Here is a 23,781-nt window from a genome sequence, read left to right on the forward strand (position 1 = left end):
TGGTTTCCTTATTTCAAGCTACGGATATCGGCGAAATGACCGGTCACGGCCGCCGCTGCTGCCATTGCCGGGCTGACCAGGTGAGTGCGTCCGCCGCGGCCCTGACGGCCTTCAAAGTTACGGTTGCTGGTGGAGGCACAGCGCTCGCCCGGATTCAGACGGTCGTTGTTCATCGCCAGGCACATGGAGCAGCCCGGTAAACGCCACTCAAAACCGGCTTCAATAAAGATTTTATCCAGGCCTTCTGCTTCGGCCTGCGCTTTCACCGGACCGGAACCCGGTACGACCAGCGCCTGAACGCCCGGCGCGACTTTGCGGCCTTTAGCGATCTCGGCCGCCGCGCGTAAGTCTTCGATACGCGAGTTGGTGCAGGAACCGATAAAGACTTTATCAATGGCGACTTCGGTTAATGGCACGCCAGATTTCAGCCCCATATAGGCCAGCGCTTTCTCAGCGCTCGCGCGCTCTACCGGGTCGGAGAATGAGGCCGGATCCGGAATGATGTCGGTAACGGAGATCACCTGGCCCGGGTTAGTGCCCCAGGTGACCTGCGGGGCAATCTCTTCCGCCTGCAGGGTGACAACGCTATCAAACGTCGCGCCATCGTCGGTGGTCAGGGTTTTCCAGTAAGCGACGGCGTCGGCAAAATCTACGCCTTTCGGCGCGTGCAGACGGCCTTTGACGTAATCAAATGTGGTCTGGTCCGGCGCCACCAGGCCCGCTTTCGCGCCCATTTCGATCGCCATATTGCACAGGGTCATACGGCCTTCCATGCTTAAATCGCGAATGGCTTCACCGCAGAACTCCACGACGTGACCGGTCCCGCCGGCGCTGCCGGTTTTACCGATAATCGCCAGGACGATATCTTTGGCAGTGATGCCCGGCGCGGCTTTGCCTTTGACTTCGATCTTCATGGTTTTGGCGCGCCCCTGCTTCAGGGTCTGTGTCGCCAGAACGTGCTCGACTTCAGAGGTGCCGATACCGAAGGCCAGCGCGCCGAATGCGCCATGGGTTGCCGTGTGGGAGTCCCCGCAGACGATGGTCATACCCGGCAGGGTGACGCCCTGTTCCGGCCCCATCACGTGGACGATGCCCTGGAAAGGGTGGTTCAGGTCATACAGCTCAACGCCGAACTCTTTGCAGTTTTTAATTAACTCCTGCATCTGGATACGCGCCATCTCGCCGGACGCATTAATGTCTTTCGTCTGCGTCGAAACGTTGTGATCCATCGTGGCGAAGGTTTTACCCGGCTGACGCACCGGGCGTTTATGCGCGCGCAGGCCGTCAAACGCCTGCGGCGAGGTCACTTCGTGAACCAGATGACGGTCAATGTACAGCAGCGGGGTTTCGTTTTGCGCTTCATAAACCACGTGAGCATCAAACAACTTTTCGTATAACGTCTTCGCCATGATTACACCCCTTCAGCGACATAGCGGGCAATGATATCGCCCATTTCATCGGTACTGACCGCCGCCGCGCCGCGCGCTAAATCGCCGGTACGCACGCCTTCTTCTAATGCACGGTTGATCGCATTTTCAATCGCTGTTGCCGCGCTATCGGCATCCAGGCTGTAGCGCAGCAGCAGCGCCAGCGAGAGGATCTGCGCGATCGGGTTCGCGATGTTCTTACCGGCGATGTCCGGCGCGGAGCCGCCTGCGGGCTCGTATAAGCCGAAGCCCTGCTCGTTGAGGCTGGCGGACGGCAGCATTCCCATTGAACCGGTGATCATGGCGCATTCGTCAGACAGAATGTCGCCGAAAAGGTTGGAACACAGCAGAACGTCAAACTGGGACGGATCTTTAATCAGCTGCATGGTAGCGTTGTCGATATACATATGCGACAGCTCAACGTCAGGATACTGTTTGCTGATTTCGCTGACGATTTCACGCCACAAAATAGAAGACTGCAGCACGTTCGCTTTGTCAATCGAGGTCACTTTGTGGCGACGCTTGCGGGCGGACTCGAAGGCGATATGGGCGATACGCTCAATCTCAAAGCGATGATACACCTCGGTATCAAACGCTTTCTCGTGCTGGCCGCTGCCTTCGCGGCCTTTCGGCTGGCCGAAGTAGATGCCGCCGGTCAGTTCGCGGACGCATAAAATATCGAAGCCGTTGGCGGCGATATCGGCGCGCAGCGGGCAGAATTCTTCCAGACCCTGGTACAGCTTAGCCGGACGCAGGTTGCTAAATAATTTGAAGTGCTTACGCAGAGGCAGCAGCGCCCCGCGCTCCGGCTGTTCCGCGGGCGGCAGATGCTCCCATTTCGGTCCGCCAACGGAGCCGAACAGAATCGCGTCGGCCTGCTCGCAGCCTTCGACGGTAGACTGAGGCAGCGGAGTGCCCTGACGGTCAATGGCGATACCGCCCACGTCATGCTGGCTGGTGGTAATGCGCATATCAAAACGGTGGCGAACGGCTTCCAGTACTTTCAACGCCTGGTTCATCACTTCCGGGCCAATACCATCACCTGGTAAAACAGCAATATGGTAATTCTTCGACATTACACGGTTTCCTTATTGTTCTCTTTATTCTGAGCTTTGCGTTGCAACTCTTTTTCGACTTCAGCGGCGCGCCAGATGTTGTTCAGGACGTGAACCATGGCTTTCGCGGAAGACTCCACAATATCCGTCGCCAGACCCACGCCGTGGAAGCGGCGGCCGTTGTAGTTAGCCACGATGTCAACCTGACCCAGCGCGTCTTTACCCTGGCCTTTAGCGTTCAGGTCATATTTAACCAGCTCAATCTCATAGCCAGTGATGCGGTTAATGGCCTGATAAATGGCGTCCACCGGGCCGTTACCGTTAGCGGCCTCAGCTTTTGTCTCATCGCCGCAGGCCAGCTTCACGGAGGCGGTTGCGATATCGCTGGAACCGGACTGCACGCTGAAGTAATCGAGGCGGAAATGCTCCGGTTCTTCCTGCTGTTTGTTAATGAAGGCTAACGCCTCCAGGTCATAGTCGAATACCTGGCCCTTCTTATCCGCCAGCTTCAGGAACGCATCATACAAATGGTCCATGTTGTAGTCGGTTTCTTTATAGCCCATCTCTTCCATACGGTGTTTCACCGCTGCGCGGCCGGAGCGGGAAGTCAGGTTCAGCTGTACCTGGTTCAGCCCGATAGATTCTGGCGTCATGATTTCGTAGTTTTCGCGATTCTTCAGCACGCCATCCTGGTGAATACCGGAAGAGTGGGCGAAGGCGCCGGTACCGACGATCGCTTTGTTGGCAGGAATCGGCATATTGCAGATCTGGCTCACGGTCTGGCTGGTACGCCAGATTTCCTGGTGATTAATGCGGGTGTGCACATTCATAATGTCTTTGCGCACTTTGATGGCCATGATCACCTCTTCCAGAGAGCAGTTACCGGCGCGTTCGCCGATACCGTTCATCGCGCCTTCCACCTGACGAGCGCCGGCGTGGACCGCGGCGAGGGCGTTACCGACCGCGATGCCCAGGTCGTCATGGGTATGGACGGAGATGATGGCTTTGTCGATATTGGGGACGTGTTCGTACAGACCGGTGATAATGTTGGCGAATTCGAACGGCATGGTGTAGCCGACGGTATCCGGAATATTGATGGTCGTTGCGCCTGCATTAATCGCGGCTTCAACAACGCGAGCCAGATCGGCGATCGGCGTACGGCCAGCGTCTTCACAGGAAAACTCGACATCGTCAGTGTAGTTACGCGCGCGTTTCACCATATAGATCGCCCGTTCGATAACTTCATCCAGGTTACTGCGCAGCTTGGTCGCGATATGCATCGGCGAGGTGGCGATAAAGGTGTGAATACGAAACGCTTCTGCGACTTTTAATGATTCCGCCGCAACGTCGATATCTTTTTCTACGCAGCGCGCCAGCGCGCAAACGCGGCTGTTTTTGATGGTGCGCGCAATGGTTTGTACGGACTCAAAGTCGCCAGGGGATGAGACCGGAAAACCGACTTCCATCACGTCAACGCCCATCCGCTCAAGGGCCATAGCAATCTGCAGTTTTTCTTTCACACTCAGGCTGGCTTGTAACGCTTGTTCACCGTCGCGTAAGGTCGTATCGAAAATAATGACTTGCTGGCTCATGGTTTAGATCCTTGTTCTCTGTCCTGGCGCCTTGCTTGCGAGCATAAAAAAACCCGCGCATTGGCGCGGGTTTTATAGTCTTGCTGGAAGATGACTTAACGATGAACGTCGCCCAACAGCCTACCGCGCAAAATGGATGCGTTTAGTAGTAGTAGGCTGAGAAAGCGAATGCTGCGAATCATTGCGTCATGCTCCAGATGAAATCGTTATGCTTTTAGAGTTACTGGATATGGGGTTTGATGTCAACCCTTGGGTGAAGAAAAGGCCTTTTTACCTGAGAGGGGAATTAGCTAATTGTGCTGACAATCGCGCTTTTTTGCCGATGATCCTTTTTAGGGCATCGGGACATGTTGAGATAATTTCACCATTTGATAATTTTCATTTTCAATTGCCGCTTCGTGGATATGGCGCATGATCAGCTTCATATCTTAATGAAAACGCTAAATTTATTTGTTTTGTGAATGTGTTCATACATATGAAAGTGAATTATCAATGATAATAAAATGTGAATTTTAGGGGAGGGTTAAATTGATATTGTAATAGTGCTTAAATTATAGTTAACCGTTGCTGTTATTGTTTATTTTTAATATTTATGGGTACACTTAATTCCATCAAGTAAACGATATGGTTTGGGTTGTCACGGGAAGGTTTAAAAGCCGATTTTCTGGTACTACTCATAACCTTGATATATTCCTAAAATTCATCTTTGCTCTTTTGCAAATGTCATATGCATGATAAATGATATTTCAGAATTAATTACTGCACTTTGGCAAAGGGAATTTAGCGTGACAGTGGAGTTAAATATGTTAAAAGAAGATACTGAATATAAATCAACCTCTGAGGTAGAAAACACTAAACCTCAGCTGCGGATGGTCGACCTCAATCTGCTAACCGTATTCGATGCGGTTATGCAGGAACAAAATATCACCCGTGCGGCGCATTCCCTGGGCATGTCGCAGCCGGCGGTCAGCAATGCGGTATCACGGCTGAAAGTGATGTTTAATGATGAGCTGTTTGTTCGTTATGGACGCGGCATCCAGCCAACGGCGCGCGCTTATCAGCTATTTGGTTCTGTACGGCAGGCATTGCAATTAGTGCAGAACGAATTGCCGGGCTCGGGCTTTGAGCCGCTTAGCAGCGAGCGGGTGTTTAATTTATGCGTTTGCAGCCCGCTGGATAACGCGTTGACTTCGGTTATTTTCAATAAAGTTGGCGAGATCGCGCCCAACATTCATTTGGTCTTTAAATCGGCATTGAATCAAAACACGGAACATCAATTACGTTATCAGGAAATCGAATTCGTCGTCGGCTATGAAGAGTTTCGTCGCCCTGAGTTTGCCTGCGTGCCTTTATTTAAAGATGAAATGGTTTTGGTGGCGAGCCGTAAACATCCACGTATTTCTGGCCCGATGATGGAAAACGATATTTATCAGGAGGAGCACGCCGTTGTCGCTCTCGATCGTTACGCCTCATTTAGCCAGCCATGGTACGACACTGCTGATAAACAATCGCGTATTGCCTATCAGGGGAACGCGATGGTCAGCGTATTAAATGTGGTTTCTCAGACCAACATGGTCGCTATCGCACCGCGCTGGTTAGCCAGCGAGTTTGCCGATAAGCTGGATTTGCAAATATTACCTTTGCCGCTGAAAGTGAATAGCCGTACCTGCTATCTTTCCTGGCATGAAGCGGCGGGCCGTGATAAAGGCCATCAGTGGATGGAAGAATTGCTGGTGAATATCTGCAAGCGATAAACGGTCGCAATACAAACGGGGGCTTCGGCTCCTGCTTTGTGTGACAAAATTCACTAAATGTAGAATTTTATTCTGTTTGCATTTCTCAGCCTCTCGCGCTGTCAGTTAAAAAATGGATGATTTGCTGTAGTTGGTTATTTTCCCCGAGTATTGACTATCATATTTTCTTATCTCCGAAGTTTTTCACCGTGTTTTACCTGCGAACCTTTCTTTTATCCTTTTAATGCCCCTTATGCGCCGACGGTCGCCAATTGCCTGCCCGTTAGCGAGCAGTTATGGTAACGGCATGCAGTCTATTCACCTCACTACGAAGCCATTGCGCTTCGTCTTGTGCGAGCGCGCGGAAATCGGATTCCGCTGTCGTTAAAAACAATAAGCCGGGAGGCAAACCATGGAGATGTTGTCAGGAGCCGAAATGGTCGTCCAGTCGCTGGTCGATCAGGGCGTCAAGCAGGTATTCGGTTATCCCGGGGGCGCTGTCCTCGATATCTATGACGCGTTACACACCCTGGGCGGTATCGATCACGTTCTGGTCCGCCATGAGCAAGCTGCCGTTCATATGGCGGATGGCCTTGCCCGCGCAACCGGCGAAGTCGGGGTGGTGCTGGTCACTTCCGGTCCGGGGGCGACTAACGCGATAACCGGCATTGCGACGGCTTATATGGATTCCATTCCGCTGGTGATTCTTTCCGGCCAGGTCGCGACCTCCTTAATCGGCTACGATGCGTTCCAGGAGTGCGACATGGTTGGCATCTCCCGACCGGTGGTCAAACACAGCTTTCTGGTCAAGCAAACCGAAGATATTCCTGGCGTGCTGAAAAAGGCCTTTTGGCTGGCGGCCAGCGGGCGTCCCGGCCCGGTTGTCGTCGATTTACCGAAAGATATCCTCAATCCGGCCAAAAAACTGCCGTACGTCTGGCCAGATACGGTTAGCATGCGCTCGTATAACCCGACGACGTCGGGCCATAAAGGGCAGATTAAACGTGCGCTGCAGACGCTGGTAGCGGCAAAAAAACCGGTGGTGTATGTCGGCGGCGGGGCGATTAACGCCCAATGTGAACCGCAGCTGTATACACTGGTTGAGAAGCTGAAGCTGCCGGTGGCGTCTTCGCTGATGGGGCTCGGCGCCTTTCCGGCATCGCACCAGCAGGCGCTGGGGATGCTGGGCATGCATGGCACTTATGAAGCCAACATGACCATGCACAATTCCGACGTGATTTTCGCCGTTGGCGTGCGCTTCGACGATCGTACGACAAATAATCTGGCCAGGTACTGTCCGAACGCGACGGTACTGCATATCGATATCGATCCTACTTCTATATCCAAGACGGTGCCTGCCGACGTGCCTATCGTTGGCGACGCCCGCCTGGTGCTGGAACAGATGCTGGAGCTGCTCGAACACGAGGAGACCCAGCAGCCGCTGGATGAAATCCGCGACTGGTGGCAGCAGATTGAACAGTGGCGCGCGCGTCACTGCCTGCAATACGACACGCAAAGCGGCAAGATTAAACCGCAGGCGGTAATTGAAACCATCTGGCGGCTGACTCACGGCGATGCGTACGTGACGTCCGACGTCGGTCAGCATCAGATGTTCGCGGCGCTCTATTATCCTTTCGACAAACCGCGGCGTTGGATTAACTCCGGTGGTCTCGGGACCATGGGATTCGGCCTTCCCGCCGCGCTGGGCGTGAAGATGGCGCTGCCGGAAGAAACGGTGATTTGCGTGACCGGCGACGGCAGCATCCAGATGAATATTCAGGAGCTCTCCACCGCGCTGCAGTACGAGCTGCCGGTGCTGGTGCTGAACCTTAATAACCGCTATCTCGGGATGGTGAAGCAGTGGCAGGATATGCTCTACTCCGGCCGTCATTCGCAGTCCTATATGGAGTCATTGCCTGATTTTGCTCGCGTAGCGGAAGCCTACGGCCATGTGGGAATTCGTATTAGCGACCCGCAGGAGCTGGAAGCGAAGCTAGCCGAGGCGCTGGAGCAGGTACGTAACAATCGACTGGTTTTTGTCGATGTCACGGTTGACGGCAGTGAGCATGTATACCCCATGCAAATTCGTGGCGGCGGTATGGACGAGATGTGGCTGAGCAAAACGGAGAGGACCTGATTATGCGCCGGATATTATCAGTATTACTGGAGAACGAATCGGGCGCTTTATCCCGCGTGATCGGCCTCTTTTCACAGCGCGGTTATAATATTGAAAGCCTGACGGTAGCGCCGACGGACGATCCGACGTTATCCAGAATGACGATTCAGACCGTTGGCGATGAGAAAGCGATTGAGCAGATCGAAAAGCAGCTGCACAAGCTGGTGGACGTTCTGCGCGTTAACGAACTCGGGCAAGGCGCGCACGTAGAGCGCGAGATTATGCTGGTGAAAGTGCAGGCCAGCGGCTATGGGCGCGATGAGGTCAAGCGCAATACGGAAATCTTCCGCGGACAAATTATCGACGTCACGCCGTCTATCTATACCGTTCAGTTGGCGGGAACCAGCGACAAGCTTGATGCGTTTTTAGCGTCGCTGCGCGATGTGGCTCGTATTGTTGAGGTAGCCCGCTCCGGCGTTGTCGGATTGTCGCGTGGCGACAAAATCATGCGCTGAGCAGCGCAAACTGACGTAAAAATAGCCCGACACCCCCTGTCGGGCTATTTTTTTGCGAAATCGGTGGGAACTGTGGACTAAAGCGGTTGCTGCACTTACTTTTCTGCGCTTAGATGTTATAAAAACGAATCCATACCTGAAGAATGGTTATGTTCTGTACTTATTACCCAAGGGGCAATTGTGAAACTGGATGAAATCGCCCGGCTGGCCGGTGTCTCGCGAACTACCGCTAGCTATGTGATTAATGGTAAAGCGAAGCAGTATCGCGTCAGCGATAAAACTGTTGAAAAGGTGATGGCGGTTGTTCGTGAGCACAACTATCACCCGAATGCGGTTGCTGCAGGCTTGCGTGCAGGACGTACGCGTTCCATTGGCCTGGTTATCCCGGACCTGGAAAACACCAGCTATACGCGCATCGCAAATTACCTGGAGCGTCAGGCGCGCCAGCGCGGCTATCAGCTGCTGATCGCCTGTTCCGAAGATCAACCGGATAACGAAATGCGTTGCATTGAGCATCTGCTGCAGCGTCAGGTCGATGCGATTATCGTTTCCACCTCATTACCTCCTGAGCATCCGTTCTATCAGCGCTGGGCTAACGATCCGTTCCCGATTGTTGCCCTTGACCGCGCGCTCGATCGTGAGCACTTCACCAGCGTCGTCGGCGCCGATCAGGACGACGCTGAAATGCTTGGGGCGGAGTTACGTAAATTCCCTGCTGAAACGGTGCTGTACCTTGGCGCACTGCCGGAACTTTCGGTGAGCTTCCTGCGTGAGCAGGGATTCCGTACGGCGTGGAAGGACGATCCGCGAGAGGTGCATTTCCTCTACGCTAACAGCTACGAGCGCGAAGCCGCGGCCCAGCTTTTCGAAAAGTGGCTGGAAACTCATCCGATGCCTCAGGCGCTGTTTACAACTTCATTTCCGTTACTGCAGGGGGTGATGGACGTCACGCTGCGCCGGGAAGGGAAGCTGCCTTCGGAACTGGCGATTGCGACTTTTGGCGATAATGAGCTGCTGGATTTCCTCCAGTGCCCCGTTTTAGCCGTTGCTCAGCGTCATCGCGACGTTGCGGAACGCGTGCTGGAGATTGTGCTCGCCAGCCTTGATGAACCGCGGAAGCCGAAACCGGGGTTAAGCCGCATTCGGCGCAATCTTTATCGCCGCGGCAGTCTGAACCGCCGCTAGTGCGTTATCAGGATTATTCGTTACGCATTCGCCAGACGGTTACGCGTCTGGCGATAATTCGATGAGATGACGTAAAAATTGCAGGGTTAAGCATCTTTCAGACAAATCCTTAATCTTCCTGACATCTCTTTTAATTTTATTCTTAGCCTTCTTTATTTTGCGCTTTAATTAGCCCATTAAGGGATTAATGAATTCAGTTGTATTATTTTGTTACATTCGGCGGGTGAGTTGCTGAATTAACACCCGTTTCCTCGCTATTATGAAAGCCATAAGCGCTGTACTCCGCAGTAAGAGTGCCTCTCCTGCGAAAACTGGTACTGTTAACGGTCACCAGAATGGCCTAAAATGCCGCTCGCGTCGCAAACTGACACTTTATATTTTCCCCGCGAAGATATTTTGCTGGTTTAACTGTTACAAGTTTGTTGGTTGTTTTCTTACCGATATTCATAACGTTAATTTGCCTCGTTTGTTGGTTGATTTTTCCTCAGGGCGAATATCGGCTGTAAATAATGGGTTTTTGAGCTCTGTTGGCATTCGTGCTGGCTTGACAAGCTTTTCCTCCGCTCCGTAAACTCCTTCTTGTGGGAATTTGTGGGGTAAAGTGGCGAAAAGGGGTGAGGCTGGCATGTTCCGTGGGGCAACGTTAGTCAATCTCGACAGCAAAGGCCGTCTGGCCGTACCGACGCGCTACCGCGACGGGCTGATCGAGGATGCTTCCGGTCAATTGGTGTGCACCATTGACATCCATCACCCGTGCCTGCTGCTTTACCCTTTGCCTGAATGGGAAATCATTGAGCAAAAATTATCGCGTTTATCGAGCATGAACCCCACCGAGCGGCGCGTACAGCGTTTGCTTTTGGGACATGCCAGCGAATGTCAGATGGATAGCGCCGGGCGGCTATTAATAGCGCCGGTGCTGCGGCAACATGCCGGGCTGACAAAAGAAGTGATGCTGGTCGGGCAGTTCAATAAGTTTGAGCTGTGGGATGAAACGACCTGGTATCAACGGGTCAAGGAAGATATCGACGCTGAGCAGTCCGCTTCCGGGGAACTGTCGGAGCGCCTGCAGGATTTGTCTTTGTAAAATGATGGAAAATTATAAACACACTACGGTACTGCTGGATGAAGCCGTTAACGGCCTGAATATTCGTCCAAATGGTATCTACATTGATGGTACCTTTGGTCGCGGCGGCCACTCGCGCCTGATTCTCTCCCAGCTGGGAGCGGAGGGACGTCTGCTGGCGATCGATCGCGATCCGCAGGCTATCGCCGTCGCGAAAACTATCGATGATCCCCGCTTTTCCATCGTTCATGGTCCTTTTTCTCAGCTGGCCGACTATGTTGGCGAGCGCAATCTCACCGGTAAGATCGACGGTATTTTGCTCGATCTTGGCGTCTCCTCGCCGCAGCTGGATGACGCTGAACGTGGTTTTTCGTTTATGCGCGATGGCCCGCTGGATATGCGTATGGATCCGACGCGCGGTCAATCTGCCGCTGAATGGCTACAAACCGCCGACGAGGCGGACATCGCCTGGGTTATCAAAACCTTTGGCGAAGAGCGCTTTGGTAAACGCATCGCCCGCGCCATCGTCGAACGCAACCGCATCGAACCGATGACCCGCACCAAAGAGCTGGCGGAAGTCGTTGCGGCGGCGACGCCGGTGAAAGACAAATTCAAACATCCCGCGACCCGTACCTTCCAGGCGGTGCGCATTTGGGTGAACAGTGAACTGGAGGAGATAGAGCAGGCGCTAAAAAGCTCGCTCAGCGTGCTGGCCCCGGGCGGGCGGCTCTCAATCATCAGTTTCCACTCGCTGGAAGACCGTATTGTGAAGCGCTTTATGCGCGAGCAAAGCCGCGGTCCGCAGGTTCCGGCAGGGTTACCGATGACCGAAGAGCAGCTTAAAAAACTGGGCGGCCGTGAGCTAAGAGCATTAGGCAAGTTGATGCCGGGCGAAAAAGAGGTAGCTGAAAATCCTCGTGCCCGTAGTTCAGTTCTGCGTATTGCAGAGAGGACGAACGCATGATCGGCAGAGTGACAGAAGCCCTAAGCAAGGTGAAAGGGTCGATAGGAAGCAACGAGCGCCATGCTTTGCCTGGCGTGATCGGAGACGACCTTCTGCGGTTTGGGAAGCTGCCACTCTGCCTGTTCATTTGCATCATTATCACGGCGATTACGGTGGTGACAACGGCGCACCATACTCGCCTCTTAACCGCGCAGCGCGAACAGCTGGTGCTGGAACGCGACGCGCTGGATATTGAATGGCGCAACCTGATCCTCGAAGAGAACGCTCTCGGCGATCACAGTCGGGTTGAGCGGATCGCGACCGAGAAGCTGCAGATGCAGCACGTCGATCCATCACAAGAAAATATCGTTGTACAGAAATAAGGATTATTGCGACGCATGAAAGCAGCGCCGAAAACGCCAAAAGCAAAACGTCAGGAAGAACAGGCCAACTTTATCAGTTGGCGTTTTGCGTTGCTGTGCGGCTGTATTCTGCTGGCGCTGGGCTTCCTGCTGGGCCGCGTGGCCTGGCTACAGGTAATTAGCCCGGACATGCTGGTACGTCAGGGGGACATGCGTTCTCTGCGCGTGCAGGAGGTCTCCACCGCGCGCGGCATGATAACCGATCGTTCCGGCCGCCCGCTGGCGGTGAGCGTACCGGTAAAAGCCATCTGGGCTGACCCGAAAGAGCTGCATGAAGCCGGCGGCGTGACGCTCGACAACCGCTGGAAGGCGCTGGCCGATGCGCTGAATATGCCGCTGGATCAGCTGGCATCGCGTATCAATACCAATCCGCGGATGCGTTTTATCTATCTGGCGCGTCAGGTTAACCCTGATATGGCCGATTACATCCGCAAACTCAAGCTGCCGGGCATTCATCTGCGGGAAGAGTCGCGCCGCTACTATCCGTCGGGCGAAGTAACCGCTCACCTCATTGGTTTCACTAACGTCGATAGCCAGGGTATTGAGGGCGTTGAGAAGAGCTTTGATAAGTGGCTCACCGGCCAGCCCGGCGAGCGTATCGTGCGTAAAGACCGCTACGGGCGGGTCATCGAAGATATCTCGTCTACCGATAGCCAGGCCGCGCATAACCTGGCGCTGAGCATTGATGAGCGCCTGCAGGCGCTGGTGTATCGCGAGCTGAATAATGCGGTGGCGTTTAACAAAGCGGAGTCAGGTACTGCGGTTCTGGTTGACGTCAACACCGGTGAAGTGCTGGCGATGGCCAACAGCCCATCCTACAACCCGAACAATTTCGCGGGCACCTCCAAAGATACCATGCGTAACCGCGCCATTACCGACGTGTTTGAGCCAGGTTCAACGGTAAAACCGATGGTAGTGATGACGGCGCTTCAGCGCGGCATTGTTAACGAAAATACCGTACTGAACACCATTCCCTATCGAATTAACGGCCACGAAATCAAAGACGTGGCGCGCTACAGCGAATTGACCCTGACCGGGGTGCTACAGAAGTCGAGTAACGTCGGTGTTTCCAAGCTGGCGTTAGCGATGCCGTCCTCAGCGTTAGTAGACACTTACTCACGTTTTGGACTTGGAAAAGCGACCAATTTGGGGTTGGTCGGAGAACGCAGTGGCTTATACCCTCAAAAACAACGGTGGTCTGACATAGAGAGGGCCACCTTTTCTTTCGGCTATGGGCTAATGGTAACCCCGTTACAGTTAGCGCGAGTCTACGCAACGATCGGCAGCTACGGCATCTATCGCCCGCTGTCGATTACCAAAGTTGATCCACCGGTTCCGGGCGAGCGCGTCTTCCCGGAATCACTCGTTCGTACCGTTGTTCACATGATGGAAAGCGTAGCGCTGCCCGGCGGCGGCGGCGTGAAGGCGGCGATTAAAGGCTATCGCATCGCTATTAAAACCGGTACGGCGAAGAAAGTGGGGCCCGACGGCCGCTACATCAACAAATATATTGCTTACACCGCAGGCGTTGCGCCCGCCAGCCACCCGCGTTTTGCGCTGGTGGTGGTGATCAACGATCCGCAGGCGGGTAAATACTACGGCGGCGCCGTTTCCGCGCCGGTCTTCGGTGCCATCATGGGCGGCGTACTGCGTACCATGAACATTGAACCGGATGCGCTGGCAACGGCTGAAAAAAGTGAATTAGTGATTAATCAAGGCGAGGGAACAGGTGGCAGATCGTAATTTGCGCGACCTTCTCGCTCCGTGGGTGCCAAATGCGCCGGAGCGAATTCTGCGAGAAATGACGCTGGACAGCCGGGTGGCTGCTTCTGGCGATCTTTTTGTCGCGGTTTTAGGTCATCAGGCGGACGGGCGTCGTTATATCCCGCAGGCGATAGCGCAAGGTGTTGCTGCCATTATTGCTGAGGCCAAAGATGAGGCTCATGATGGCGAAATCCGTGAAATGCACGGTGTGCCGGTTATCTATCTGAGCCAACTCAACGAGCGCTTATCCGCGCTGGCCGGACGTTTTTACCATCAGCCTTCGGAACAACTGCGCCTGGTTGGCGTCACTGGGACTAACGGCAAGACCACCACTACCCAGCTGCTGGCGCAATGGGCGCAGCTGCTGGGAGAAACCAGCGCGGTCATGGGAACCGTAGGCAATGGCCTGCTGGAGAAAGTTATCCCCACGGAAAACACCACCGGTTCGGCGGTTGATGTTCAACACGTACTCTCTGGCCTGGCAGGGCAGGGGGCGACGTTCGCCGCGATGGAAGTCTCTTCCCACGGGCTGGTGCAGCATCGCGTCGCCGCGCTGCAGTTTGCCGCGTCGGTCTTTACCAACCTGAGCCGCGATCACCTTGATTATCACGGTGATATGGAGCATTACGAAGCGGCGAAATGGCTGCTCTATTCAACCCATCATTGCGGTCAGGCGATTGTCAATGCGGACGATGAAGTCGGTCGCCGCTGGCTGGCGAAGCTGCCGGATGCGGTGGCCGTATCAATGGAAGACCACATTAACCCGAACTGCCGGGGGCGTTGGCTGAAAGCAACCGCCGTGAACTATCACGACAGCGGCGCCACCATTCAGTTTGCCTCCAGTTGGGGCAACGGCGAGATCGAAAGCCGCCTGATGGGCGCCTTCAACGTTAGCAACCTGCTGCTGGCGTTAGCCACTCTGCTGGCGCTGGGCTATCCGCTGGCCGAACTGCTGAAAACCGCCGCGCGCCTGCAGCCGGTTTGCGGGCGTATGGAAGTGTTCAGCGCGCCGGGTAAACCGACCGTCGTGGTTGATTATGCCCACACGCCCGACGCGCTGGAAAAAGCGCTGCAGGCGGCGCGTCTGCACTGCAACGGTAAACTGTGGTGCGTGTTCGGCTGCGGCGGAGATCGCGACAAAGGCAAGCGCCCGCTGATGGGGGCGATCGCCGAAGAGTTTGCCGATATCGTGGTTGTCACCGATGACAACCCGCGTACCGAAGAGCCGCGGGCGATTATCAACGATATCCTGGCCGGTATGCTCGATGCGGGCCATGCCAAAGCGGTGGAAGGGCGCGCGGAGGCGGTGACCAACGCGGTAATGCAGGCGAAAGAAAACGACGTCGTTCTGGTGGCGGGTAAAGGCCACGAGGATTATCAAATTGTCGGCAATCGCCGACTCGATTACTCCGATCGCGTCACCGTGGCGCGTCTGCTGGGGGCGGTAGCATGATTCGCTTGACTCTCAGCCAGCTTGCTGACATTACGCGCGGCGAGCTGCACGGCAGCGATGTGGCGATCGAAGACGTCACCACTGACACCCGTAAGGTCACGGCAGGCTGCCTGTTCGTGGCGCTAAAAGGCGAGCGCTTTGACGCACATGACTTTGCCGAACAGGCTAAGGCTGCCGGCGCGGGCTCATTGTTGGTCAGCCGTCGGCTGGCCTGCGATTTGCCGCAGGTGGTGGTGAAGGATACGCGTCTGGCGTTCGGTGAACTGGCCGCGTGGGTGCGCCAGCAGGTTCCGGCGCGCGTGGTCGCGCTGACCGGATCTTCAGGCAAGACCTCGGTCAAAGAGATGACCGCCGCGATTCTGAGCCAGTGCGGCAATACGCTGTATACCGCTGGCAACCTGAACAATGATATCGGCGTGCCGATGACGCTGCTGCGTCTCACCAAAGAATATGACTACGCGGTTATCGAACTAGGCGCCAATCACCAGGGCGAAATTGCCTGGACCGTCAGCCTGACGCGACCTGAAGCGGCGTTAGTGAATAACCTGGCCGCCGCGCACCTGGAAGGTTTTGGTTCCCTGGAAGGCGTGGCGAAAGCGAAGGGCGAAATTTACACCGGCCTGCCGCTCAACGGCATCGCGATTATGAACGCCGACAATAATGACTGGCTGAACTGGCAAAGCGTCATTGGCGATCGTAAAACCTGGCGTTTCTCGCCGAACGCCGCCAATAGCGACTTCACGGCAACCAACGTTCATGTGACTTCGCACGGGACCGAATTTACTCTGCAAACCCCAACCGGCAGCGTTGATGTGCTGCTGCCGCTGCCGGGGCGCCATAACATCGCCAACGCGCTGGCCGCAGCGGCGCTTTCCATGGCGGTAGGCGCGACGCATGAGGCAATTAAAGCGGGGCTGAAAGATCTGAAAGCGGTGCCGGGGCGTTTATTCCCGATTCAGCTGACCGATAGCCAGCTCCTGCTGGATGATTCCTATAACGCTAACGTCGGCTCGCTGACCGCCGCGGTGCAGGTGCTATCTGAGATGCCGGGCTACCGGGTGCTGGTGGTCGGCGATATGGCTGAACTCGGCGCGGAAAGCCAGGCGTGCCATCGCCAGGTGGGCGAAGCGGCAAAAGCAGCCGGGCTCGATCGCGTACTGAGCGTAGGTTCCTTGAGCGCGGAGATCAGCGGCGCCAGCGGCGTCGGTGAACACTTTAACGATAAAGTGCTGCTGGTAACGCGGCTGCAAGCGCTGCTGTCAGAACACAAAATTATGACCATTTTAGTGAAGGGTTCACGTAGTGCCGCCATGGAAGTGGTAGTACGCGCATTACAGGAGAACGGAACATGTTAGTATGGCTGGCCGAACATTTGGTCAAATATTATTCAGGCTTTAACGTCTTTTCCTACCTGACGTTTCGCGCCATCGTCAGCCTGCTGACCGCGCTGTTCATCTCTTTGTGGATGGGCCCGCGCATGATTGCCCGTCTGCAAAAACTCTCCTTTGGCCAGGTTGTGCGTAATGATGGCCCGGAATCTCACTTTAGTAAGCGCGGTACGCCAACGATGGGTGGGATTATGATCCTGACCGCCATTGTGGTCTCCGTTCTGCTGTGGGCTTACCCATCCAACCCCTACGTCTGGTGCGTACTGACGGTTCTGGTCGGCTACGGCATCATCGGCTTCGTCGATGACTATCGCAAAGTGGTGCGTAAAGATACCAAAGGCCTGATTGCCCGCTGGAAATACTTCTGGATGTCGGTGATTGCGCTGGGCGTTGCCTTTGCGCTGTACATGGCGGGGAAAGATACGCCGGCGACTCAACTGGTGGTGCCGTTCTTCAAAGACGTCATGCCGCAGCTGGGCCTGTTCTACGTCCTGCTGGCCTACTTTGTCATCGTCGGAACCGGGAATGCGGTCAACCTGACCGACGGCCTCGATGGGCTGGCGATTATGCCGACCGTATTTGTTGCCGCCGGATTCGCGCTGGTCGCGTGGGCGACGGGGAACATGAATTTCGCCAACTACCTGCATATCCCTTATTTGCGTCATGCCGGTGAACTGGTGATCGTCTGTACGGCGATTGTCGGCGCGGGGCTGGGCTTCTTGTGGTTTAACACCTATCCGGCGCAGGTCTTTATGGGCGATGTGGGTTCTCTGGCGCTCGGTGGCGCGCTGGGTATTATCGCCGTGCTGCTGCGCCAGGAGTTTCTGCTGGTGATTATGGGCGGCGTATTCGTAGTGGAAACGCTCTCGGTGATTCTGCAGGTCGGCTCCTTCAAGCTGCGCGGTCAGCGCATTTTCCGCATGGCGCCGATCCACCATCACTATGAACTGAAAGGCTGGCCGGAACCGCGCGTGATCGTGCGCTTCTGGATTATTTCGCTGATGCTGGTGCTGATAGGCCTGGCGACGCTGAAGGTACGTTAATCATGGCAGATTATCAGGGTAAAAAAGTCGTCATTATTGGGCTGGGTATGACCGGCCTGTCATGCGTGGACTTTTTCATGGCCCGCGGCGTGACGCCGCGGGTGATGGATACCCGCGTTGCGCCTGCGGGGCTGGATAAACTGCCGGAAGCCGTTGAGCGCTATGTTGGCGGTCTGAACGAAGACTGGCTGTTGACGGCTGACCTGATTGTCGCCAGCCCGGGCATCGCGCTGGCGCATCCTTCCCTGAGCGCGGCGGCGGATGCAGGCGTAGAAATTGTCGGCGATATCGAACTGTTCTGCCGCGAGGCGCAGGCGCCGATTATTGCTATCACCGGGTCTAACGGTAAAAGCACCGTCACTTCGCTGGTAGGGGAAATGGCGAAGGCGGCGGGTCTGAACGTCGGCGTAGGCGGCAATATTGGCCTGCCGGCGCTGATGCTGCTGGATCCTGAGCGCGAACTCTATGTCCTGGAGCTTTCCAGCTTCCAGCTGGAAACCACTTCGAGCCTGCGGGCGGTAGCGGCGACGATCCTTAACGTCACCGAAGATCATATGGACCGCTATCCGCTGGGGCTCCAGCAGTACCGCGCCGCCAAACTGCGAGTTTACGAAAATGCGCGAGCCTGTATCGTCAACGCCGACGATGCGTTAACCATGCCGGTACGCGGCGCTGACGATCGTTGCATCAGCTTCGGCGTAGACGTTGGCGACTATCACCTGAATCGTCAGCAAGGGGAAACCTGGCTGCGCGTTAAAGGCGAGAAAGTGCTCAACGTCAAAGAGATGAAGATTAGCGGCCAGCACAACTACAGTAACGCCCTGGCTGCGCTGGCCCTGGCGGACGCCGCAGGTTTGCCGCGCGCCAGCAGCCTGAAAGCGCTGACGACATTTACCGGCCTGGCGCATCGTTTCCAGCAGGTGCTGGAGCACAACGGCGTGCGCTGGATCAACGATTCTAAAGCCACGAACGTCGGCAGTACTGAAGCGGCGCTCAATGGACTGCATCTTGACGGAACGCTGTATCTGCTGCTGGGCGGCGATGGGAAATCGGCTGATTTCACGCCGTTAAGCCGTTACCTGACCGGCGACCACGTCCGCCTGTACTGCTTTGGCCGCGACGGCGCGCAGTTGGCTGCCCTTCGCCCGGATGTCGCTGTGCAAACGGAAACCATGGAGCAGGCGATGCGCCAGATTGCGCCACAGGTTGTCCCGGGCGATATGGTTCTGCTATCCCCGGCGTGCGCCAGCCTCGATCAGTTTAAAAACTTTGAACAACGCGGCGATGTCTTTGCTCGCCTGGCGAAGGAGTTAGGTTGATGCGTTTATCACTCCCGCGCCTGAAAATGCCACGGCTGAGACTGCCGCGTCTGCCGGGAATGTTTATTTTCGCATGGCTGTTCGCCGCGCTGAAAGGCTGGGTGATGGGCTCGCGGCAAAAAGATACCGATAGTCTGGTCATGTATGACCGGATGCTGCTGTGGCTGACCTTTGGCCTGGCCGCGATCGGCTTCATTATGGTGACCTCGGCGTCGATGCCGGTAGGCCAGCGTCTGGCTAACGACCCATTTCTGTTTGCCAAGCGCGATGGCTTATACATCCTGCTGGCTTTAGGGCTGGCGATGGTGACGCTGCGCCTGCCGATGGAGTTCTGGCAGCGCCATAGTACCGCGATGCTGATCGCCTCTATCGTCATGCTGCTGATTGTTCTGGTGGTTGGCAGCTCGGTCAACGGCGCATCGCGCTGGATTGCGCTGGGGCCGCTGCGTATCCAGCCTGCGGAGTTCACCAAGCTGTCGCTGTTCTGCTACATCGCCAACTACCTGGTGCGTAAAGGCGACGAAGTGCGTAACAACCTGCGCGGCTTTTTAAAGCCGATGGGCGTGATTTTCGTACTGGCGATTTTACTGCTGGCGCAGCCTGACCTCGGGACCGTCGTCGTGCTGTTTGTGACCACCCTGGCCATGTTGTTCCTGGCGGGGGCCAAGCTGTGGCAGTTCATCGCCATTATCGGGATGGGGATCTCAGCGGTTGTCCTGCTGATTCTCGCCGAGCCGTATCGTATTCGCCGCGTAACCTCTTTCTGGAACCCGTGGGAAGATCCGTTCGGCAGCGGCTATCAGCTGACCCAGTCGCTGATGGCTTTTGGTCGCGGCGAAATGTGGGGGCAAGGCCTGGGCAATTCGGTGCAGAAACTGGAGTATTTGCCGGAGGCGCATACCGATTTCATCTTCGCCATTATCGGCGAAGAGCTCGGTTATATCGGTGTGGTACTCGCTCTTTTAATGGTATTCTTCGTCGCTTTTCGCGCCATGTCCATTGGCCGTAAGGCGCTGGAGATTGACCACCGTTTCTCCGGATTTCTGGCCTGCGCCATTGGAATTTGGTTTAGCTTCCAGGCTTTGGTTAACGTCGGCGCGGCGGCGGGTATGCTGCCAACTAAAGGCCTGACGCTGCCGCTGATCAGCTACGGCGGGTCAAGCTTGCTGATTATGTCGACGGCCATCATGTTGCTGTTACGAATTGATTATGAAACGCGCCTGGAAAAAGCCCAGGCGTTTACACGGGGTGTTCGATGAGCGGTCAGGAAAAGCGGTTAATGGTGATGGCAGGCGGTACCGGCGGACATGTGTTCCCCGGACTGGCGGTTGCGCACCATTTAATGGACCAGGGCTGGCAGGTTCGCTGGCTGGGCACCGCGGATCGTATGGAAGCGGATTTAGTGCCGAAGAACGGCATTGAAATTGATTTCATTCAGATTTCCGGCCTGCGCGGCAAGGGCCTGAAGGCGCAGCTGCTGGCGCCGGTGCGTATTTTCAACGCCTGGCGTCAGGCGCGGGCGATTATGCAGCGTTTTCAGCCGGACGTGGTGCTGGGTATGGGCGGATACGTTTCCGGCCCCGGCGGTCTGGCGGCATGGTCGCTGGGGATCCCGGTTGTGCTGCATGAACAGAACGGTATTGCCGGCCTGACGAATAAATGGCTGGCGAAAATCGCTAAAAAAGTGATGCAGGCGTTCCCCGGCGCTTTCCCGCATGCTGATGTTGTGGGTAACCCGGTTCGCACCGATGTGCTGGCGCTGCCGCTGCCGGAGCAGCGGTTAGCCGGACGTCAGGGACCGATTCGCGTATTGGTGGTGGGTGGTTCGCAGGGCGCGCGCGTGCTCAATCAGACGATGCCGCAGGTGGCGGCGAAGCTCGGTGTTTCTGTCACCATCTGGCACCAGAGCGGTAAAGGCGGTCAGGAAACCGTGCAGCAGGCCTATTGCGATGCCGGGCAGCCTCAGCACAAAGTTACCGAGTTTATTGACGACATGGCGGCGGCATATGCCTGGGCCGATGTTGTTGTGTGTCGTTCCGGAGCGCTGACGGTGAGCGAAATTGCCGCCGCTGGTTTACCGGCGCTGTTTGTGCCTTTTCAGCACAAAGATCGTCAGCAGTACTGGAATGCGCTGCCGCTGGAGAAAGCCGGGGCAGCGAAGATCCTTGAGCAGCCGCAGTTTACCGTGGAGGCCGTCGCGCAAACCCTGGCAAGTTGGGATCGCGAAACGCTGCTGGATATGGCGGAGCGAGCGCGTAGAGCCTCGATTCCGGACGCTACCGAACGGGTAGCAGAAGAAGTGAGCGCCGCAGCACTGGCGCGCTAATCGCGGTGATGATCACCGTCCGAATAAAGAAGTTGATGGCGTAAAGAATGAATACACAAGATCTGGCAAAACTGCGTTCCATAGTGCCCGAGATGCGTCGCGTCCGGCACATTCACTTTGTTGGCATTGGCGGTGCCGGCATGGGCGGTATTGCCGAAGTTCTGGCCAACGAAGGTTATCAGATTAGCGGCTCCGATCTGGCGCCGAATCCGGTGACTCAGCAGCTGGCTCAGCTTGGCGCCACGATTTATTTCAACCATCGCCCTGAGAACGTGCGCGATGCGAGCGTTGTCGTCGTTTCCAGCGCAATTTCTGCGGATAACCCGGAGATTGTCGCCGCCCACGAAGCGCGTATTCCGGTTATTCGTCGCGCCGAGATGCTGGCGGAGCTGATGCGTTTTCGTCACGGCATTGCCATTGCTGGCACGCACGGAAAAACCACGACCACGGCGATGGTATCGAGCATTTATGCTGAAGCGGGACTTGATCCAACCTTCGTAAACGGCGGTCTGGTGAAAGCCGCTGGCGTCCACGCCCGTCTTGGCCACAGCCGCTACCTGATTGCCGAAGCGGACGAGAGCGACGCTTCGTTCCTGCATTTACAACCGATGGTTGCTATCGTGACCAATATCGAAGCCGATCATATGGATACCTACCATGGCGACTTCGAAAACCTGAAACAGACGTTTATTAACTTCCTGCACAATCTGCCGTTCTACGGTCGTGCGGTGATGTGCGTGGATGATCCGGTTATCCGTGAACTGCTGCCGCGCGTTGGCCGCCAGATAACCACCTACGGCTTCAGCGATGATGCCGACGTTCGCGTGGAAGAGTATCGTCAGGTCGGCGCCCAGGGCCACTTCCGTCTGGTACGTCAGGATAAAGATGTTATTCAGGTAACGCTGAACGCTCCAGGTCGCCACAATGCGCTGAATGCGGCGGCGGCGGTGGCCGTTGCGACGGAAGAGGGGATTGATGATGAAGCTATCCTGCGCGCGCTGGAAAGCTTCCAGGGTACCGGCCGTCGTTTTGATTTCCTTGGCGAATACCCGTTAGCTGAGGTTAACGGTAAAAGCGGCACCGCGATGCTGATCGATGATTATGGCCATCATCCTACGGAAGTGGATGCCACCATCAAAGCGGCGCGGGCGGGCTGGCCGGATAAAAATCTGGTTATGCTGTTTCAGCCGCATCGTTTTACCCGTACGCGCGATCTGTACGACGATTTCGCCAACGTGCTGACCCAGGTTGACGCGCTGCTGATGCTGGACGTTTATTCCGCTGGCGAAGCCGCCATTCCTGGCGCCGATAGCCGCTCGCTGTGCCGTACGATTCGCGGGCGCGGTAAAGTCGACCCGATCCTGGTTTCCGACCCGGCGCAAGCGGCGGAAATGTTGGCTTCGGTATTGACCGGCAACGATCTGGTGCTGGTTCAGGGGGCGGGAAATATCGGAAAAATCGCTCGTCACCTGGCGGAAATCAAATTGCAACCGCAAACAACGCAGGAGGAACGCCATGGCTGATAAAATCGCGGTCCTCTTCGGCGGAACCTCCGCTGAACGTGAAGTCTCGCTCAATTCAGGTTCGGCGGTGCTTGCCGGTCTGCGTGAAGCTGGTGTCGATGCGCATCCTGTCGACCCGCGCGATACCGATATTACCCAATTGAAAAATATGGGTTTTCAGAAAGCGTTTATTGCGTTGCACGGCCGCGGCGGCGAAGATGGTACGTTGCAGGGGCTGCTGGAGCTCATTCAACTCCCCTACACGGGCAGCGGCGTGATGGCTTCGGCTATCTCAATGGATAAGCTGCGCAGTAAATTACTGTGGCAGGGCGCGGGGTTACCCGTTGCGCCATGGGTTGCGCTAACGCGTAAACAGTTCGACGCGGGGCTTTCTGCTGAAGTTGAACAGCAAATCTCGGCCCTCGGACTGCCATTGATTATAAAACCGAGCCGGGAAGGCTCCAGCGTCGGAATGTCCAAAGTCAACGAAAGTTGTGCATTACAAAATGCACTGGCGCTGGCTTTTCAGCATGATGATGAAGTTCTGATTGAAAAATGGCTCAGTGGGCCGGAATTTACTGTCGCCATCGTCGGAGAAGAAATTTTACCGTCAATACGTATCCAGGCGGCTGGAACCTTCTATGATTATGAAGCAAAGTATCTCTCTGATGAAACGCAATATTTCTGCCCAGGTTTTGAAGATCCCGCGCGCGAGTCGGAAATCCAGGCTCTGGTACAAAAAGCCTGGGAGAGTCTTGGCTGTTACGGCTGGGGACGAATTGATGTGATGCTGGACAGCGATGGCCAGTTTTATCTGCTGGAAGCAAACACCTCTCCTGGCATGACCAGCCATAGCCTGGTGCCAATGGCGGCGCGTCAGGCCGGGATGAGCTTCTCGCAGCTTGTTGTACGAATTCTGGACCTGGCGGGGTGAT

The 23,781-nt window shown here is 55.8% G+C and carries 21 protein-coding genes; 17 read left to right on the forward strand and 4 right to left on the reverse strand.

Translation table 11 applies throughout. The features are described from left to right. Positions 1-8: 8 nt before the first annotated feature. The 4 genes from leuC to leuL all read right to left on the reverse strand — a co-directional run bounded on the left by leuC (position 9) and on the right by leuL (position 4,256). Positions 9-1,409 carry a 3-isopropylmalate dehydratase large subunit gene (leuC, locus tag BWI76_RS04670; RefSeq protein ID WP_004872192.1) on the reverse strand — a complete coding sequence of 467 codons (1,401 nt, stop codon included), beginning with the start codon at positions 1,407-1,409 and terminating at the stop codon, positions 9-11. 2 nt (positions 1,410-1,411) lie between these two features. Next, the gene (gene leuB / locus BWI76_RS04675) at positions 1,412-2,503 is read right to left on the reverse strand and encodes a 3-isopropylmalate dehydrogenase (RefSeq protein ID WP_004872190.1); all 1,092 of its coding nucleotides are present in this window, start codon (positions 2,501-2,503) and stop codon (positions 1,412-1,414) included. Beyond that, positions 2,503-4,074 (reverse strand): 2-isopropylmalate synthase, encoded by a 1,572-nt coding sequence (leuA, locus tag BWI76_RS04680; protein WP_004128923.1) that lies wholly within the window; start codon positions 4,072-4,074, stop codon positions 2,503-2,505. The genes leuB and leuA overlap by 1 nt, the downstream gene beginning before the upstream one ends. A gap of 95 nt (positions 4,075-4,169) precedes the next feature. Next, entirely contained in the window at positions 4,170-4,256 is an 87-nt protein-coding gene (gene leuL, locus BWI76_RS28745; RefSeq protein ID WP_009654551.1) for a leu operon leader peptide, read from the reverse strand. Positions 4,257-4,282: 26 nt separating this feature from the next. Here leuL and BWI76_RS28015 point away from each other — a divergent pair, with 26 nt between their 5' ends. The 17 genes from BWI76_RS28015 to BWI76_RS04770 all read left to right on the forward strand — a co-directional run bounded on the left by BWI76_RS28015 (position 4,283) and on the right by BWI76_RS04770 (position 23,780). Then, positions 4,283-4,489, forward strand: coding sequence for a hypothetical protein (locus BWI76_RS28015; RefSeq protein ID WP_133116562.1), 207 nt, complete (start codon positions 4,283-4,285; stop codon positions 4,487-4,489). 370 nt (positions 4,490-4,859) lie between these two features. Further along, positions 4,860-5,828: a transcriptional regulator LeuO gene (gene leuO / locus BWI76_RS04690; protein WP_098067380.1), complete on the forward strand. Its 969-nt coding sequence runs from the start codon at positions 4,860-4,862 to the stop codon at positions 5,826-5,828. Positions 5,829-6,219: 391 nt separating this feature from the next. Then, the gene (gene ilvI, locus BWI76_RS04695; RefSeq protein WP_004872187.1) at positions 6,220-7,944 is read left to right on the forward strand and encodes an acetolactate synthase 3 large subunit; all 1,725 of its coding nucleotides are present in this window, start codon (positions 6,220-6,222) and stop codon (positions 7,942-7,944) included. Positions 7,945-7,946: 2 nt separating this feature from the next. Beyond that, entirely contained in the window at positions 7,947-8,438 is a 492-nt protein-coding gene (gene ilvN / locus BWI76_RS04700; RefSeq protein WP_004098573.1) for an acetolactate synthase small subunit, read from the forward strand. Positions 8,439-8,618: 180 nt separating this feature from the next. Continuing rightward, the gene (gene cra, locus BWI76_RS04705) at positions 8,619-9,623 is read left to right on the forward strand and encodes a catabolite repressor/activator (protein ID WP_004098577.1); all 1,005 of its coding nucleotides are present in this window, start codon (positions 8,619-8,621) and stop codon (positions 9,621-9,623) included. Positions 9,624-10,248: 625 nt separating this feature from the next. Then, positions 10,249-10,707 (forward strand): division/cell wall cluster transcriptional repressor MraZ, encoded by a 459-nt coding sequence (gene mraZ, locus BWI76_RS04715; protein WP_004108122.1) that lies wholly within the window; start codon positions 10,249-10,251, stop codon positions 10,705-10,707. A 1-nt stretch (position 10,708) separates the two neighbouring features. Further along, complete coding sequence (gene rsmH, locus BWI76_RS04720) at positions 10,709-11,650, forward strand: 16S rRNA (cytosine(1402)-N(4))-methyltransferase RsmH (RefSeq protein WP_004128935.1); 942 nt, start codon at positions 10,709-10,711, stop codon at positions 11,648-11,650. Then, on the forward strand, positions 11,647-12,012 hold the full coding sequence (ftsL, locus tag BWI76_RS04725) for a cell division protein FtsL (RefSeq protein WP_002888550.1): 366 nt from the start codon (positions 11,647-11,649) through the stop codon (positions 12,010-12,012). Before rsmH ends, ftsL begins: the two co-directional genes overlap by 4 nt. 15 nt (positions 12,013-12,027) lie before the next feature. Next, entirely contained in the window at positions 12,028-13,794 is a 1,767-nt protein-coding gene (locus tag BWI76_RS04730; protein ID WP_004098582.1) for a peptidoglycan glycosyltransferase FtsI, read from the forward strand. After that, the gene (gene murE, locus BWI76_RS04735) at positions 13,781-15,268 is read left to right on the forward strand and encodes a UDP-N-acetylmuramoyl-L-alanyl-D-glutamate--2,6-diaminopimelate ligase (RefSeq protein ID WP_004872180.1); all 1,488 of its coding nucleotides are present in this window, start codon (positions 13,781-13,783) and stop codon (positions 15,266-15,268) included. Before BWI76_RS04730 ends, murE begins: the two co-directional genes overlap by 14 nt. Then, the gene (gene murF / locus BWI76_RS04740; RefSeq protein WP_064342168.1) at positions 15,265-16,623 is read left to right on the forward strand and encodes a UDP-N-acetylmuramoyl-tripeptide--D-alanyl-D-alanine ligase; all 1,359 of its coding nucleotides are present in this window, start codon (positions 15,265-15,267) and stop codon (positions 16,621-16,623) included. The genes murE and murF overlap by 4 nt, the downstream gene beginning before the upstream one ends. Beyond that, entirely contained in the window at positions 16,617-17,699 is a 1,083-nt protein-coding gene (mraY, locus tag BWI76_RS04745; RefSeq protein WP_004098585.1) for a phospho-N-acetylmuramoyl-pentapeptide-transferase, read from the forward strand. The genes murF and mraY overlap by 7 nt, the downstream gene beginning before the upstream one ends. Positions 17,700-17,701: 2 nt before the next feature. Beyond that, entirely contained in the window at positions 17,702-19,018 is a 1,317-nt protein-coding gene (gene murD / locus BWI76_RS04750; RefSeq protein ID WP_064371489.1) for a UDP-N-acetylmuramoyl-L-alanine--D-glutamate ligase, read from the forward strand. Next, complete coding sequence (gene ftsW / locus BWI76_RS04755; RefSeq protein ID WP_004128950.1) at positions 19,018-20,277, forward strand: cell division protein FtsW; 1,260 nt, start codon at positions 19,018-19,020, stop codon at positions 20,275-20,277. The genes murD and ftsW overlap by 1 nt, the downstream gene beginning before the upstream one ends. Then, complete coding sequence (murG, locus tag BWI76_RS04760) at positions 20,274-21,344, forward strand: undecaprenyldiphospho-muramoylpentapeptide beta-N-acetylglucosaminyltransferase (RefSeq protein ID WP_004872178.1); 1,071 nt, start codon at positions 20,274-20,276, stop codon at positions 21,342-21,344. Before ftsW ends, murG begins: the two co-directional genes overlap by 4 nt. Before the next feature lie 47 nt (positions 21,345-21,391). Then, positions 21,392-22,867 carry a UDP-N-acetylmuramate--L-alanine ligase gene (murC, locus tag BWI76_RS04765; protein ID WP_024360312.1) on the forward strand — a complete coding sequence of 492 codons (1,476 nt, stop codon included), beginning with the start codon at positions 21,392-21,394 and terminating at the stop codon, positions 22,865-22,867. Continuing rightward, complete coding sequence (locus tag BWI76_RS04770) at positions 22,860-23,780, forward strand: D-alanine--D-alanine ligase (protein WP_004872176.1); 921 nt, start codon at positions 22,860-22,862, stop codon at positions 23,778-23,780. The genes murC and BWI76_RS04770 overlap by 8 nt, the downstream gene beginning before the upstream one ends. Position 23,781: the final 1 nt, after the last annotated feature.

Origin of the sequence: Klebsiella sp. M5al (genome assembly GCF_002090195.1) — a bacterium.
Classification (GTDB): Bacteria; Pseudomonadota; Gammaproteobacteria; order Enterobacterales; family Enterobacteriaceae; genus Klebsiella; species Klebsiella grimontii.